This window comes from Lacimicrobium alkaliphilum (assembly GCF_002591895.1).
Lineage (GTDB): Bacteria > Pseudomonadota > Gammaproteobacteria > Enterobacterales > Alteromonadaceae > Lacimicrobium > Lacimicrobium alkaliphilum.
This window is the reverse complement of record NZ_NISX01000005.1, coordinates 147968-162491: the sequence shown is the minus strand read 5'-3', so window position 1 is coordinate 162491 and position 14524 is coordinate 147968. Positions and strand designations below refer to the sequence as shown.

Genomic DNA, 14524 nt, shown 5'->3' with positions numbered 1-14524 from the left:
ATTAAACCCTTAAGACCTCTGTGTTCTCTGTGACTCTGTGGTGAATTGTTTTATGCTTTCTGCGTTGGTTGTTTAACAGGGCTCAGATGCTACTATTTTTCCAAGGCGTAACAATGCCTCTTCAACCTTATCCGTCCAAGGCAGGCCATAGCTAAGCCGTACACAATGCCGGTAGCGATCAGAAGGGGCGAACAGGGTGCCGGGCATCAGGCTGACACCTGCGTCCAACGCTTGGTGAAACAGTTGGCTACCATCGGTTTTTTTTGGCAGCTCAAGCCATAGCACAGCGCCCCCCGCAGGATTAGTGAAACGAACATTGTCGCCGAAGTTGCCCGCAATACAGGCTCGCATCCGCTCTTTGTTGGTAAACAGAACCTGACGCAATTGTCGCAGATAGCGGTCGTACTCACCGCTGACCAGATACTCGGCAAGTACCCATTGATTCAGAAGTGCAGAAGAGCAGGATAATGCGCGTTTAAGCCGCGCGGCTGCGCCGGCGTATTCGGGACTGAGCAACCAGCCAACCCGATGTCCGGGGGCGGCGGTTTTGGAAAACGAGGAACAGGTAATCACCAACCCTTTTTGAGAATAACACTGAGCTGGTTTACCGCGCTGGCTGTCGAAATACAGATCGCCATAAACATCATCTTCAATCAGGCCGATGCCTCGGTTCTCCAGAAGGCTTACCAGATCCTGTTTGCTATCTTCGTCGAGTCTGGCACCCATGGGGTTGGTTATGGACGAAGAAAAAACGCAGGCCTTTATCGGGTGTTTATCGATCGCGTTGGCCACATCATTCAGACTTAGCCCTGTGTCAGCGCATAGGGGAATTTCGTAAGCCAGCATCCCCAGACTCTCGATCAGTTCAAGAATGCCGAAGTAACAGGGGGATTCCACTGCGATAATATCACCGGGCTTAGCCAGCAGCTGCAGAGAAATAGCCAGGGCTTCCTGAGCGCCGTTTGTGATAACAAGCTGTTCGGGGGTCGTATTCAGGCCCATGTCCAGATAGCGCAGTACCAGCTGGCGTCTGAGAGGTTCGAATCCGGCGAAAGGTCCATAACCAATAGCATGTTCTCTGGCGCTTGCCATTACCCTGCGCGTCCACCGTGCCAGTGCCCGGTCATTGGGCAGAGCACCAACAGGGTTGCTGATACCCAAAGGCACCGCTCCCGGAGTGTGTACTGCATTATGTACTTGTTCAATTAACTCCTGGCGGCTGACGGGAACAGCACTGGCGGCCATACGGGGTTTACGTGGCGAGCTTGATTTGTTAGCTGAGCTGGTAAGGTAGTAACCCGATTTAGGACGCGCTTCCAGCAAGCCAATGCGTTCGAGTTCCTCGTAAGCTTGCTTGATAGTAGGGATACTTATTTTCAGCCGTTCTGCCAGTTTACGCAGTGAGGGGATACGATCTCCCGGTCTCAATGTACCCGTGTCACGCATTTCCCGGATAAGGTCTGCGACCTGGCGGTAAAGGTAGCGGCTTTCCTGACGATCAATCTGTCTGCCCATTAAACTGTATAGGTTACTTTTATAAAAACTGTATATGGTAAGTGTACAGATAAACGTTAAGCTATGGCTACCTGTAATTCAGACTCAATTCTAACTCAATGAAAAATATACTTCTTTATGCTGTGACAGTGTTGATCTGGGGCTCAACCTGGCTGGCCATCGAATTCCAGTTAGGCATCGTAGCGCCTGAAGTTTCATTGGTGTATCGCTTTGCCATGGCTGCACTGCTGATGTGGGGATATTGCCTGTATCGGAAAATGCCGATGCGCTATAGCCTGGTGCAGCATGGCTTTTTTATGCTACTGGCGGCGAGCAATTTTGGTCTGAATTATCTTGTGCTCTATTGGGCGCAGGAGCATCTATCCTCAGCACTGGCATCTATTGCTTTCTCTACCATGCTGATGATGAACATCATTAACACCAGATTGTTCTTTGGAAAGCCCATCGCCGGTCGTATATACGTCGGTGCATTACTGGGCATTGCCGGTATTGCGATGCTGTTTTATAAAGACTTACAGGCTCTTGATCTGGCCAATACGACGTTAATCGGATTAGTGATGGCCTTGTCTGGTACCCTGATTGCCTCTTTTGGAAACATGATCAGCGTGCGCAATTCGAAGCGTCATGTGGGGATATTGCAGGGCAATGCCTGGGGCATGTTGTACGGGGCTCTCATTCTGACCTGCGTGGTCTGGGCAAGTGGAGCAGGTTTCAGTTTTGATTTCCGTCCGGCGTACGTTCTGAGCCTGCTTTATCTAACGGTATTTGGCACCGTGATTGCCTTTGCCACTTATTTTGCTTTGCTGAAAAATATCGGGCCTGAAAAGGCCAGTTATGTGATCGTTTTATTTCCGTTGGTGGCGGTGGCACTGAGTACCTGGTTCGAAGGTTTTATCTGGAATGCCTATACCCTTGGTGGCTTTTCGTTGGTACTGATGGGTAACGCGCTGGTATTGACGCCACTGAGGCGAATCCGTCAGTGGTGGATGCTCCGTTATCAGCCAGCCTGATATCAGAATTTATAGCTGAATTTGCTGCCCAGGACGTTCTCGGAAGTGTTGTTAGAATTGTTCTGATATAAATAATACAGGTCCAGCCCCCAGTTTTTACTCAGCGCTGTGCTGTAGCCCAGTGCACTGCGGGACTTGTCAAAGCGACTATTGTCGGTCAGATTATAAAAATATTCATAGCTGCCGAACAGGCTGAACGTATCAAAGCTACGGCTGAGTTTACCACGCAACCGAACCCGCAAAGCGTGGTCGCCGTGGCGCCAGCGGTTTTCTGCTCTGAGACGACTGGCGAAGGCCCAATCCTGATGCAAAGACATTTTGTGGGTCAGATAGGGGGTTATACGGACTTCTTCGGTATTAGAGCCACTAAGACTTTCAGTATTTTCATAACGCACTGCCATCCCCCCTTTTAGTTTATCAATCAAGGTTCGACTGATGCTCAGTTTAAGGTTGGTCAGATAAAGTGCACTGCCTTCATCACGAAATTTTTGCTCAGATTCAAGACCCAGACTGTATTCTTCAACGTTAGTTTTGGCACTAAACGCATTCCACCATTGTTGATTAGCGACGGCGCTAAAGCTCATCGAGAAAAACAAAATGGTTGCGATAGTTTTGCAACTGGTATGTTGAAACATAGGCCCGCCTGTAAAAAAACATACATAAATATGACATAAAAGTGTCATAAAGTATGGCGGCGTATTATACGGAAGAACAGGATCAGGTCAATCAGGCTGTAAATTACCCGAAAAAGCGCTATGTGGCGCTTTTTCGGAGGTGCTTGCTGGACTCAGGGGCTTTTTATCAGCACCCCCTCTTTGAAAACCCAGCTGACTTTCTCCAGTAAAGCAATATCCTTAAGAGGATTGCCCGGTACGGCGATAATATCCGCTAGTTTACCCTGCTCCAGGCTGCCAAGTTTATCCTGTTGACGCAGCATGGTTGCAGAGTTAATTGTAGCAGCCTGTATAGCTTGTATTGGTGTCATGCCATATTTGACCATGCGGGAAAATTGCCTGGCATTGTGTCCATGGGGGTAAACACCGGCATCTGAGCCGAATACCATTTTCACGCCAGCATTGACCGCGTTTCTGAAGCTCTGCCGTTGTTTGCCACCTACCAGCCGCTCTTTCGCCAGGCTTTCTTCCAGTATTCCGGCTTTTTCACCTTCGCCGAGAATATACTCGGTCGTGTAGATGTCCATGGACAGATAGGTGCCTTTTTCCAGCGCCATATTGATGGCTTCGTCATCTAAAAAGCTGGCATGTTCGACACTGGTTACCCCTGCGCGAATAGCCGTTTTGATACCGTTCAGGCCATGGGCATGGGCGGCAACACCAATGCCACGCAGATTGGCCTCGTCCACCAGGGCATCCATTTCTTGTTGACTGAATTGCTGCGCACCCACCTTGGTGCCCTTAGACAATACACCGCCGGTGGCACAGAATTTTATCCAGTCGGCACCATATTTAACGTTCATGCGCACTTTTTCACGCACTTGCCATGGGCCGTCAGCTACAGCAGCAGCCTTGTCTTTATATTCGTAGGGCAAAAGGTTGTTGTCACAGTGGCCTCCGGTGATCCCCAGCGACATACCAGCGGCAAAAATTCTCGGTCCGGTCAGTTCCCCCTCTGCAATAGCGTCCCGTAAAGCGATATCAGCATAACCGGGTGCACCGACATTTCTTACGGTTGTAAAGCCGTTCTCTATGGTTTTTCTGGCGTTTGTAACGCCGGTCAGGGTCTTACGTGGCAGAGATTGGGCGAGACGCTTATAGCCATGCAATCTGGCGTCACTGTTTAAATGAACGTGCATATCCATCAGGCCGGGTAACAGCGTTTGGCCGCTGAGTTCTATCACTTTGGCATCCGCTGGAACACTGAATTCACCCTGGCTACCAATCTGATGGATGCGGTTACCTTTGATCAGCACCAGCGTATTAGCGATCAACTGGCCACTATTGACGTCAAGCATGGCGTCGGCTTTAAGCACCAGTGTTTGCGCCTGCAGTACCGCACTAAACATGAACAGGCTTAAGAACACTCTGATTTTCATAAATTTATTCCAGGTTTTAGACAGACAGTCAGCTTAAGGCTGAAATAAACTATGAACAAGAGGTTTGCTTTGAACCGGCAAAGCTTCAGGACAAGTACTTATCGCTGCGAGGTAACCACAGAGTCAGAATTGCAGCCAATAAGCTGAGAATTGTGACCCAAAGTTCACCAAAACGGGCATAGGGCGTGGTGCCTTTGTACAGGGGGACCTGTGCTCTCAAAGCTTGCGCTTCGAACTGAGGGAGTTGGGCCAGAATCTGACCATCGGCGTCGATAATGCCGGTAATGCCGTTGTTCGTTGCTCTGAGTACGGGTATGCCGAATTCTTTTGCTCTGACGCGGGCTATTTCCATATGTTGGTGAGGACCATGAGAACGACCAAACCAGGCGTCATTACTTACTGTCAGGATAAAATCGGTATAGGGGTGTAAATTGGCCCGGATTTGTCTTGGGAAAGCAATTTCAAAACAAATGGCCGGTGCCAGGCGCAGACTACTAGCGGTCAGATTCGTTTGTTGATAGTCACCGCGGCTGAATGACGACATAGGCAGATCAAAGATCGGCGCGAGGCCTCTGAGCCAGTCCTCCATAGGAATAAATTCGCCAATAGGTAACAAGTGATGTTTGGCATAACGATTGGAGTGGGGGTAGGCATAATGGCCCTGCTTTTCGCCATTCTTGCTGCCCAGACTAATTAACTGATTGTAGGCATTTTCTGATTCAAAGTTATAGTTAACGATGCCGGTTATCAGGCCCGTCCCGGTAGCTGCAAGTTGCTGATCCAGCTCAGACAGGAAATCAACTGCAAGTGGCTCGAGTTTGGGCACGGCCGCTTCCGGCCAGATAATTAAATCTGCATCCCAGTGCAGTTCAGTCAACGCCCAGTACTTGCTCATAGTGGGGATATCCTGTTCAGGTATCCAACGCAATTCCTGCTTGATATTGCCCTGAACCATAACCACGTCTGCTTTTTTGCTGTTGGGCGTTGTCCACTGGTGCAGACCGGTAAGATAGCCACCACCGTATAACGTCAGCAGTAAAATGGCACTGATAAGAAGTTTTTTCCGGGGGAGCGTCTGGCTCAGCGTACAGGCGAACATCACCAGCAATACACTGACACCGGTCTCACCAATAAGTGGCATCCAGCCGGCAAGTGGACTGTTTATCTGACTGTAACCAAGGGATAACCAGGGAAATCCTGTTAATACCCAGCTACGCAGCCATTCAGTGACCAGCCAGACAAAAGAAATAGCCAGAGGCCAGTACTGAGGTCGGAATACCCGCACCAGAATCCTGCAAGCGAGCGCCGGATACACAGCCAGATAGGCACAAAGCAATAGCATCAGGCCGATGGAGCCCGCCAGTGGAAGGCCGCCAAAGTCAGCAATACTTACATGCACCCAACTGATGCCTGCACCAAACCAGCCCAGACCGAAACAGAATCCCAACAGGGTTGGGAATTCGGTAGCCTTTCTGGCTAACAACCAGAACAGGCAAGCCAGCAATACCGGTGTCAGATACCAGTGAGAAAAGGGCGCATAAGTAAAGGTTAAACCCGCACCGGCCAATAAAGCCAATGAGCAGGGTACTAGCCGGTCAGCCTTTTTGATCGTCGTCATCCTGCCTGGGTAAACTCACTTTCAGTTGAATCAGACGGCGCTTGTCAGCATGGGCGACACGAAACTCTATGCCGTCAATTTCTGCAGCTTCGTCACGCATAGGCATATGACCAAAGGCCTTGAGGACAATACCACCTATGGTATCGGCTTCTTCTTCGCTAAAGCTGGTTTCGAAGAACTGATTAAAATCTTCCACTGAGGTCAACGCTTTGACCGAATACGTATATTTATTCAGTGGCCGGATATTATCCTGTTCCTGTTCGTCGACATCGTGCTCGTCTTCAATTTCACCAACGATCAGTTCAAGAATGTCCTCGATTGTGACCAGGCCGGAGACCCCACCATACTCATCGACAACAATTGCCATATGGTAGCGCTCTTCGCGGAACTCACGCAGTAGTACGTCCACTCTTTTACTTTCAGGAACAATAATGGCGGGACGGAGAACATCTTTAAGCTTGAATTCCTTTTCTGGTGAAAAGGCGTAGGTCAGAAGATCTTTAGCTAACAGAATGCCTTCAATGTGATCTTTATCTTCATTGATGACAGGGAATCTGGAGTGAGCGGATTCCAGCATCACCGGCAAGAACTCTTTTACACTTTGCTCAATACCAATGGTGACAATTTGTGCTCTTGGAATCATGATGTCCCGCACACGCATCTCACTGATTTCCAGTACACCGTCAATCATTTCCCGGGTGGCAGAATCAATCACCTCCCGTTGTTCGGCTTCAGTTATTACTTCGGCCAGTTCTTCGCGGTTTTGCGGTTCTCCCGAAAAGGTCTGAACTATCTTTTCCAGCCAGCCCTTATTGGCAGAACCGTTACTAGAGTGGGGGTTGTCGTCGCTCATGAGCTCCAATCTTTTTAATTAGTGAGGGTTATCACTCTCTACAGGAGTGATATCATTCCCGATCCTGATAGGGATCGTCAATTGCTAATTTTGCCAGAATGGCGATTTCCAACGCCTCCATCCTTTCAGCGTCTTTATCGTCTATATGGTCGTAGCCTAACAAATGCAAGGTGCCATGGATGGTCATATGGGCCCAGTGATGCATAACCGGCTTATTTTGTTGCTGAGATTCCTGCTCGACCACTTGCGCGCAAATCACCAGATCGCCGAGCAAATCCATTTGTATACCGGCCGGGGCTTCAAAAGGAAATGATAATACGTTAGTGGAGCTGTCGCGGTTTCTGTATTGATGGTTAAGTTGCTGACTTTCTTTGCGGTTTACCAGGCGTATGGTGATCTCAGCCCCCGGATGGTCGGCTCCGTCCAGTGCTGCATCCAGCCACAGCTGAAAATGATCAGCTGTGGGTAGCTGCTCATTTTCGCAGGCAACCTGTAGATCCAGTAAGGCGCTCACCCGGAAGATTTTCCGCCAGAGGGCTGGTTGTTATTCTGTTGTTCGCGCATGGCCTGCTGTTTTTTCTCGCGCAGTATTTCCTGTTCACGCTCATGCTCTTCGTAAGCCATGACGATGCGGGTGACCACAGGGTGGCGTACCACATCATTGGCATTGAAGAAGTTAAAGGAGATGTCATTGACGTCTTTGAGCACTTCTATTGCATGACGTAACCCGCTTCGGGCACCACGGGGCAGGTCCACCTGAGTGATATCACCGGTGATCACGGCCTTGGAGTTAAAACCAATGCGGGTCAGGAACATTTTCATCTGTTCCACCGTCGTGTTCTGACTCTCATCAAGAATAATAAACGCGTCGTTCAGAGTGCGGCCGCGCATGTAGGCCAGCGGGGCCACTTCGATCACATTGCGTTCAATCAGCTTTTCCACTTTCTCGAAGCCGAGCATCTCGAATAGTGCGTCATATAAAGGGCGCAGGTAGGGATCTACTTTTTGCGACAGATCACCGGGCAAAAAGCCCAGTTTCTCACCCGCTTCCACTGCCGGACGGGTGAGGAGAATTCGACGGATTTCCTGGCGCTCAAGGGCATCGACTGCACTGGCTACGGCCAGATAGGTCTTCCCCGTACCCGCAGGCCCTACACCGAAGCAAATATCGTGGCTGACAATATTCTGCACATACTGAGACTGGTGCGGGTTACGTGGTTTAACTACGCCCCGCTTGGTCTTGATATGTACTTCTTTGCCATGTTTGCCGGCTTCAGCCTGCTCCAGGCATTTGGCTTCCTGGATAGCCAGATGTACCTTCTCCGGGGCCAGGTCGGGGATCTGACCTTTTATCGGCTGGGTTTCGATATAGAGTAACTTTAACAGTTCAGAGGTAGCCACCGCTTGTTGAGATTTCCCCAGTACCTTGAACAGGTTATTGCGGTAGCTGATTTCTACCCCTAAACGGCGCTCTATTTGCTTGATATTGTCATCAAAAGGACCACACAGGCTGGATAAGCGTTTGTGATCATTGGGTTCCAGTATGATTTCATTACTGACCAGGTTGTTGGACAAAGAGGACTCCTAAGTTGGACTATGCTGAACCACACCCAGCACATCAGGCTGGCTGGCAGATTGCTTACGGATTATGGTTTGTGGTGCCACGCTGACCCGCAGGCCCATCTCCTGCTCGCGTCTTGCCAATTCGCCGCGCAGGGAGTTGGCAAATACATCGACCACCTTTACATCGACAAATTCCCCGATCATATCCGGAGTGCCTTCAAAATTGACCACGCGGTTGTTTTCTGTACGACCGGACAACTCCATTGGATTTTTCTTTGAAGGGCCTTCTACCAGTATGCGTTGCTCAGTACCCAGCATATTGCGGGCAATACGCATGGCCTGTTGGGTAATGCGTTGTTGCAGCAGGTGCAGACGTTCTTTTTTAGTGGCCTCGCTGACATCATCAGGTACATCGGCCGCCGGCGTGCCGGGACGGGCGCTGTAAATAAAGCTGAAACTGAGATCGAAATCCATCGCCTGGATTAAATCCATGGTGGCTTCGAAGTCGGCGTCAGTTTCACCCGGGAAGCCGATAATAAAGTCTGATGACATGCTTAAATTCGGGCGGATTTTTTTCAGTTTTCGGATCTTCGATTTGTACTCAATGGCAGTGTGGCCACGTTTCATCAGCGCAAGAATGCGGTCAGAACCACTTTGTACCGGTAAATGCAGATGATCCACCAATTCAGGGATCTCAGTGTACGCATGGATAATATCATCGGTAAATTCTACCGGATGTGAGGTGGTGTAACGAATGCGATCAATGCCGTCGATGGCGGCAACCAAGTGCAGCAATTCGGCAAAGCTGCAGATACTGTCATCAAACTGAGCACCGCGGTAGGCATTCACATTCTGCCCCAGCAGGTTTACCTCACGCACGCCTTGTTGGGCGAGCTGGGCTATTTCAAAAATGACATCGTCCACAGGGCGGCTGACTTCTTCACCACGGGTGTACGGCACCACGCAGAAACTGCAGTATTTAGAACAGCCTTCCATAATCGACACAAAAGCGGTAGGCCCTTCGGCTCTGGGCTCTGGCAGACGATCGAACTTTTCAATTTCAGGGAAGCTGATATCAACAACCGGGTTTTTATTGCCTTTGACCTGATTGATCATTTCCGGCAACCGGTGAAGAGTTTGTGGACCAAATACGATATCCACAAACGGGGCGCGATCACGAATGTGATCTCCTTCCTGTGACGCCACACAGCCACCTACACCGATAATCAGTCCGGGATTGGTCTTTTTCAGGTTTTTCCAGCGTCCGAGTTGATGGAACACCTTTTCCTGCGCTTTCTCACGAATAGAGCAGGTGTTAAGCAGAATGATATCTGCATCTTCAGGAGTCTCGGTGGCCTGATAACCATGGGTTGAATCAAGCAGGTCTGCCATTTTTTCCGAGTCATACTCGTTCATCTGGCAACCCCAGGTTTTAATAAAAAGTTTCTTGCTCATACTGCCTTAAAAACTAAAAAAGGAAGGTTATTCACCTTCCTGACACCAATAGGATACAAATCTGAAATCAGACCGTCTATTTTACCGTCAAATGGGATTCTATGCCAGTACTGCCAAAGCCTGCTGTTGTTCATGATGATTTAAGTTCAGCTGCCACTAAACCCGGCACATAGAATTGCGCGGATTGGTATTACCATAGCCAGCGCTGGCGCAGTGTCATATTTGCGGCCCAGACAATTAGTATCGCTCCAGCAATCAGCCCCGCAGAAACAGGCTCCGACCAGAAAACATAGCCCAGCAGGGCGGCGAAAAATACGCTGGTGTAAGTGAGCAGTCCAATACGCACGGGAGATGCCAGCTGAAAGGCTTTGGTCATCAATAACTGACCGGCCGCTGCCATTACACCCATCAGACCTAGCCATTTCCAAACCTCTTGCGGCAGAGTCTGCCAGTTTGCCAGCAACGGAATCAGAGATACGATTGTGGCCAGAAAGGTAAAATAAAATACGATGCGGGCCGGTGGTTCAGAATCCGAGAGCCTTCGGATGGTGCACTTGGTAAAGGCAACCAGGGTTGCGCAGACCAGAGCGAGAAGGATGTACAGATTCATGTTCTCCCCTTCGGGACGCAGAATAAAGCCCGCGCCGATAAACCCTAACCCAATGGCCATAAGACTCTTATGGCTGATTAATTCTTTGAGCCAGATACGGGCGATAATCGGCACAATAAACGGTGCAACCAGTAAGGCCATCATCGCCTGGGCCAGCGGTATATGAGCAAGCACATAGAAAAAACAATACATGGCGATCAGGCCGGAAGTAGAGCGTAAAAGGTGCAGACCAATATATTGTGTCTTGATTCCAACCCGGCCCATTCTCATTATCCAGGGCATCAACGCAATGAGCGCAAAAAGGTTGCGGAAAAAGACCAATTGATACTGATTCATATCGGTACTGAGATGTTTCACCAGCGCGCCAATTCCGGCGAACAGTGCTTCGGCAACGATCAGACAAATGGCACCAATAACAACGGGTGAGCCCATGATATTCCGCATGCTCAAAAAAAAGGAGCGGCATTTTATCAGAAGCGTTGTCAGTTATTTAGTGCAATTGGTATTCGCCCAATTGATCTGTGAAAAAGGCCACTTCCTGAAAGTGTGTTGGTTGGGATTGGAAGTGGCCAAGGGAACAGGGTTATCTGACGGTCGTCTGCGATCCGCCGTTGTCTGACAGACTGTCTTTCGCTTCTATGGGGCGATAAGCCAGTTGTGATGATGTTTGTTGTTCATAGTGTTTGAAAAAGCGGGTTGTTTGCTCATTAATATCTGTGTTCAGGTGATGATCCATATCCTGCCTGAGCTGGAGGTAATGGGTCAGTACCAGGTTCACTTTTTCACTAAAACTGTAGTGAAAGGTATATTGCATATACTCATTGGTCTGACTGGCGGAAAAAGCGGAAAAACTGCTACCGGCTAATGTCAGACTCAGTAACAGGGCTTTGATGGACTGTTTCATATCGGCTTCACCATTTTGTCGGTTAATTGGAACTACTGAACTATATGTAGCGTGAAACTGCCCAAAGGTTGTATTTCGGTTGTAATAAGGTGTGTCAGAATGCCATTTCAGACGCGAGCGGTTACATCTGTGCTGTTTGTCGTCGGGATATGTCACTAATCGTGATACGCTTCAGGCAGAATAAATGTGACGAAAATGACGATGCAAGAGTTTGATGTAATTGTAGTTGGTGGCAGTATGACCGGCTCTGCCATGGCCTTAGGGCTTGCCCGCCAGAATTATTCCGTTGCGGTTGTTGATCCTCTTACTCCTGATCCATATCAGGCCGGTTCTCAGCCAGATATACGGGTGTCAGCCATCAATGCTGCTTCCCGGTTGCTACTTGAACAACTTGGCGCATGGGAGGTTCTTGAGGCCATGCGAGTCTGTCCCTATCGCCGCCTGTCGGTTTGGGAAGACGATGCGCGCACTGATTTTACTGCCGATGATATAGCTGCACCGTACCTGGGGCATATTATTGAGAACACGCTTATTCAACGGGCGCTGTACGAAACGTTGCAACAATTTAGCCAGACAAAGTGGTTTAGTGCTGAATTAAAGGCTTTAAGTGGCCAGGATAAGAATCAGGTGACATTGAGTGACGGTACGGAGCTCTCAGCCGGCCTGTTAATTGGTGCAGACGGTGCTCATTCAAAAGTACGCAGACAGCTGGGTATCGGCACATCTGGCTGGCAATATAAACAACAGGCATTGGCGGTGAGTATTAAAACTGATGCACCGCAGCAGGATATAACCTGGCAGAATTTTGTTGCCACCGGGCCGATGGCATTTCTGCCCTTATATGATGGCTATGGGTCATTGGTCTGGTACCACCAAAGCGAACAGATTCAGCGGCTGAAAACCTTGTCGGACAGCGATCTCAAAACAGAGATTAAACAGGCATTTCCCTCAGAGCTGATGGATTTTGATATCCTTTCCAGGGCATCTTTCCCGCTGACCAGACAGCATGCCAGTGGATATGTCAGCAACAGCGCGGTATTGATTGGCGATGCTGCTCATACCATTAATCCGCTGGCAGGACAGGGACTGAATCTGGGGTTTAAAGATGTGGCCTGTTTATTGGCGAAACTGGAGGATAAAATCTGGCTTAAAGATAATCATCAGCTCGGCCAGGCTCTGAGTCACTATGAGCGTAAACGCAGGCCGGATAATCTGCTGATGATGTCGGCCATGGATGTGATCTACAAAACGTTCAGTACCGAAATTCTGCCGGTCACACAGCTGCGCCGCTTAGGTTTAAGGCTGGCCCAGCATGCCGGGCCACTGAAAAAGCAGGTAACCCGCTATGCCATGGGGTTATAAGTAGTTTTCAGCTATCAGTTGGCAGTGAACAGCGTGATTTTAGTGTGATAAAGCATGTAACCACAGAGGCACGGAGGGCGCAGAGCAGTAAACGGAATTAAGCCATTCAAGCCTCTGTGTTCTCCGTGCCTCTGTGGTAAATTTGGCTTTTTGCGAAGGGTACGAAGAGGACAACAGAACAAGGTTGTCAAACCTCCGCGTCTTTGCGCCTCGGCGAGTTCTAAAACCAAAAAGCCTGATGATCTCGCAGAGGCGCGGAGCACGCTGAGGAGGTAAGGTGAAATCGGTCTGCTTATTCAGTCTTCCATAATCTGCGCATAGCGCTCTACCAGAAAATCGATCAGAGACCTTACTGCCGGTAACATGCCCCGGCGGGAGGGAAACACCATATGGATCATTTCCCGGCGTGGCTCCCAGTCCGGCAATAGTTTTATCAATGTACCGGCTTCAAGCTGTTCTCCCAGCATCAGTAAAGGCAACTGAACGATACCTACCCCGGCAATGGCTGCGCTTCTTAAGGCCATCATATCGGTGGTGGTGTAGCGGGGGATAAAATCAATATGCTGCTTTCGTCCATCCCTATGCTGCAGCACCCACTGGTGCTGTTCCTGGGGCATAGCGCGGCTCATACTGGGCCAGCGGATTAGATCTTCCGGGTGTTGTGGCAATCCGTTCTGTAGTTCGATAAGCGCCGGACTGGCAACCAGACACTGACCCCGGTCAGACAATACCCGTAATGCCAGATCACTGTCCTGAAGCGGTAAGGGGCGAACACGCAATGCGATATCCACGCCTTCTGCCATGACATCAACCCGTCTGTTGGTGGCCTCCAGATAGACTGAAACCTGAGGGTAGAGTGTCATAAAATCAGCCAGCATCTGACCGACATGAAAATGCAGCAGGCCCACCGGACAGGTTACTTTAATGCACCCTTTAGGCTCAGCTTTGATACTGTCGATGGTCTCCTGCGCGGCTTCTGCCTCTATGAGCATCGCCTGACAATGCTCATAGTAACGCTGTCCCACTTCGGTAATCAAAAAGTGTCGGGTTGAGCGCTGAATTAAGCGCACTCCAAGACGTTCCTCCAGCGCCGCTATGCGCCGACTCAGCCGCGATTTGGCCACACCCAGCGCCCGGCCAGCAGGGGCGAAACCACCATATTTTACCGCCTGTACGAAATAGTAGAGGTCGTTTAAGTCCTGCATCGTTTTCCTTCTTGTCGTTGCAATATTGCAACGCTGCATCGCAAATTATCAGTCTACTGCATTTTTAAATACAAATATAAGCTTAAGTCAGAAGGTATTTATCGGAGCAGCAATGATGAAAAAAGTTCTTGAAGTGCGTGGTAAAGCAGGGCGTCACTGGGTAGGAAACGGCTTTCCGGTGCGCTCAATGTTCTCATATCGCAGCCATCCACAGGTGCTGAGTCCCTTCTTATTACTGGATCACGCCGGGCCCGCGGAGTCGATGAACCTGTGGTAGGCCAGGGGCCCTTTGTGATGAACAGTTATGCTGAAATCGAGCAGGCCTTCCGGGATTTTCAGCGTGGTGATTTCGCTTAAAAAATTGATGCCGCTGAAG

At 49.6% G+C, this 14524-nt stretch carries 15 protein-coding genes; 4 read left to right on the top strand and 11 right to left on the bottom strand.

Annotated elements, in window-relative coordinates:
- Nucleotides 1-72: 72 nt before the first annotated feature.
- Nucleotides 73-1515 carry an aminotransferase-like domain-containing protein gene (locus tag CDA54_RS06800; protein ID WP_099034231.1) on the bottom strand — a complete coding sequence of 481 codons (1443 nt, stop codon included), beginning with the start codon at nucleotides 1513-1515 and terminating at the stop codon, nucleotides 73-75.
- Between the two features lie 98 nt (nucleotides 1516-1613).
- Between CDA54_RS06800 and CDA54_RS06795 the strand changes: the two genes are divergently transcribed.
- A complete protein-coding gene (locus CDA54_RS06795) occupies nucleotides 1614-2525 on the top strand; it encodes a DMT family transporter (protein ID WP_099034230.1) in 912 nt (303 codons plus the stop codon).
- Between the two features lie 2 nt (nucleotides 2526-2527).
- On the opposite strand, the gene CDA54_RS06790 is transcribed toward CDA54_RS06795, so the two are convergent.
- From CDA54_RS06790 to CDA54_RS06750, 9 genes are all read right to left on the bottom strand, one after another.
- Complete coding sequence (locus tag CDA54_RS06790) at nucleotides 2528-3160, bottom strand: DUF2490 domain-containing protein (RefSeq protein WP_180237131.1); 633 nt, start codon at nucleotides 3158-3160, stop codon at nucleotides 2528-2530.
- A gap of 152 nt (nucleotides 3161-3312) precedes the next feature.
- A complete protein-coding gene (locus CDA54_RS06785; RefSeq protein WP_099034228.1) occupies nucleotides 3313-4578 on the bottom strand; it encodes a Xaa-Pro dipeptidase in 1266 nt (421 codons plus the stop codon).
- A gap of 85 nt (nucleotides 4579-4663) precedes the next feature.
- On the bottom strand, nucleotides 4664-6196 hold the full coding sequence (gene lnt, locus CDA54_RS06780; protein ID WP_099034227.1) for an apolipoprotein N-acyltransferase: 1533 nt from the start codon (nucleotides 6194-6196) through the stop codon (nucleotides 4664-4666).
- Complete coding sequence (gene corC / locus CDA54_RS06775; protein ID WP_099034226.1) at nucleotides 6174-7049, bottom strand: CNNM family magnesium/cobalt transport protein CorC; 876 nt, start codon at nucleotides 7047-7049, stop codon at nucleotides 6174-6176. The genes lnt and corC overlap by 23 nt, the downstream gene beginning before the upstream one ends.
- Nucleotides 7050-7101: 52 nt before the next feature.
- The gene (gene ybeY, locus CDA54_RS06770) at nucleotides 7102-7563 is read right to left on the bottom strand and encodes an rRNA maturation RNase YbeY (RefSeq protein WP_099034225.1); all 462 of its coding nucleotides are present in this window, start codon (nucleotides 7561-7563) and stop codon (nucleotides 7102-7104) included.
- On the bottom strand, nucleotides 7560-8624 hold the full coding sequence (locus CDA54_RS06765) for a PhoH family protein (protein ID WP_099034224.1): 1065 nt from the start codon (nucleotides 8622-8624) through the stop codon (nucleotides 7560-7562). The genes ybeY and CDA54_RS06765 overlap by 4 nt, the downstream gene beginning before the upstream one ends.
- 9 nt (nucleotides 8625-8633) lie before the next feature.
- Nucleotides 8634-10067 carry a tRNA (N6-isopentenyl adenosine(37)-C2)-methylthiotransferase MiaB gene (miaB, locus tag CDA54_RS06760; protein ID WP_099034223.1) on the bottom strand — a complete coding sequence of 478 codons (1434 nt, stop codon included), beginning with the start codon at nucleotides 10065-10067 and terminating at the stop codon, nucleotides 8634-8636.
- 190 nt (nucleotides 10068-10257) lie between these two features.
- Nucleotides 10258-11109: a DMT family transporter gene (locus CDA54_RS06755; RefSeq protein WP_099034222.1), complete on the bottom strand. Its 852-nt coding sequence runs from the start codon at nucleotides 11107-11109 to the stop codon at nucleotides 10258-10260.
- A 151-nt stretch (nucleotides 11110-11260) separates the two neighbouring features.
- Nucleotides 11261-11581, bottom strand: a complete 321-nt coding sequence (locus CDA54_RS06750) for a hypothetical protein (RefSeq protein WP_099034221.1) — start codon at nucleotides 11579-11581, stop codon at nucleotides 11261-11263.
- Nucleotides 11582-11776: 195 nt separating this feature from the next.
- Here CDA54_RS06750 and CDA54_RS06745 point away from each other — a divergent pair, with 195 nt between their 5' ends.
- Nucleotides 11777-12943: an FAD-dependent monooxygenase gene (locus tag CDA54_RS06745; RefSeq protein WP_229748108.1), complete on the top strand. Its 1167-nt coding sequence runs from the start codon at nucleotides 11777-11779 to the stop codon at nucleotides 12941-12943.
- 296 nt (nucleotides 12944-13239) lie between these two features.
- Here CDA54_RS06745 and CDA54_RS06740 read toward each other — a convergent pair whose 3' ends face one another.
- Nucleotides 13240-14148: a LysR family transcriptional regulator gene (locus tag CDA54_RS06740; protein ID WP_099034219.1), complete on the bottom strand. Its 909-nt coding sequence runs from the start codon at nucleotides 14146-14148 to the stop codon at nucleotides 13240-13242.
- Between the two features lie 112 nt (nucleotides 14149-14260).
- Between CDA54_RS06740 and CDA54_RS19840 the strand changes: the two genes are divergently transcribed.
- Nucleotides 14261-14425, top strand: coding sequence for a hypothetical protein (locus CDA54_RS19840; protein ID WP_229748100.1), 165 nt, complete (start codon nucleotides 14261-14263; stop codon nucleotides 14423-14425).
- Complete coding sequence (locus CDA54_RS19835) at nucleotides 14419-14505, top strand: pirin-like C-terminal cupin domain-containing protein (protein WP_342352407.1); 87 nt, start codon at nucleotides 14419-14421, stop codon at nucleotides 14503-14505. The genes CDA54_RS19840 and CDA54_RS19835 overlap by 7 nt, the downstream gene beginning before the upstream one ends.
- Nucleotides 14506-14524: the final 19 nt, after the last annotated feature.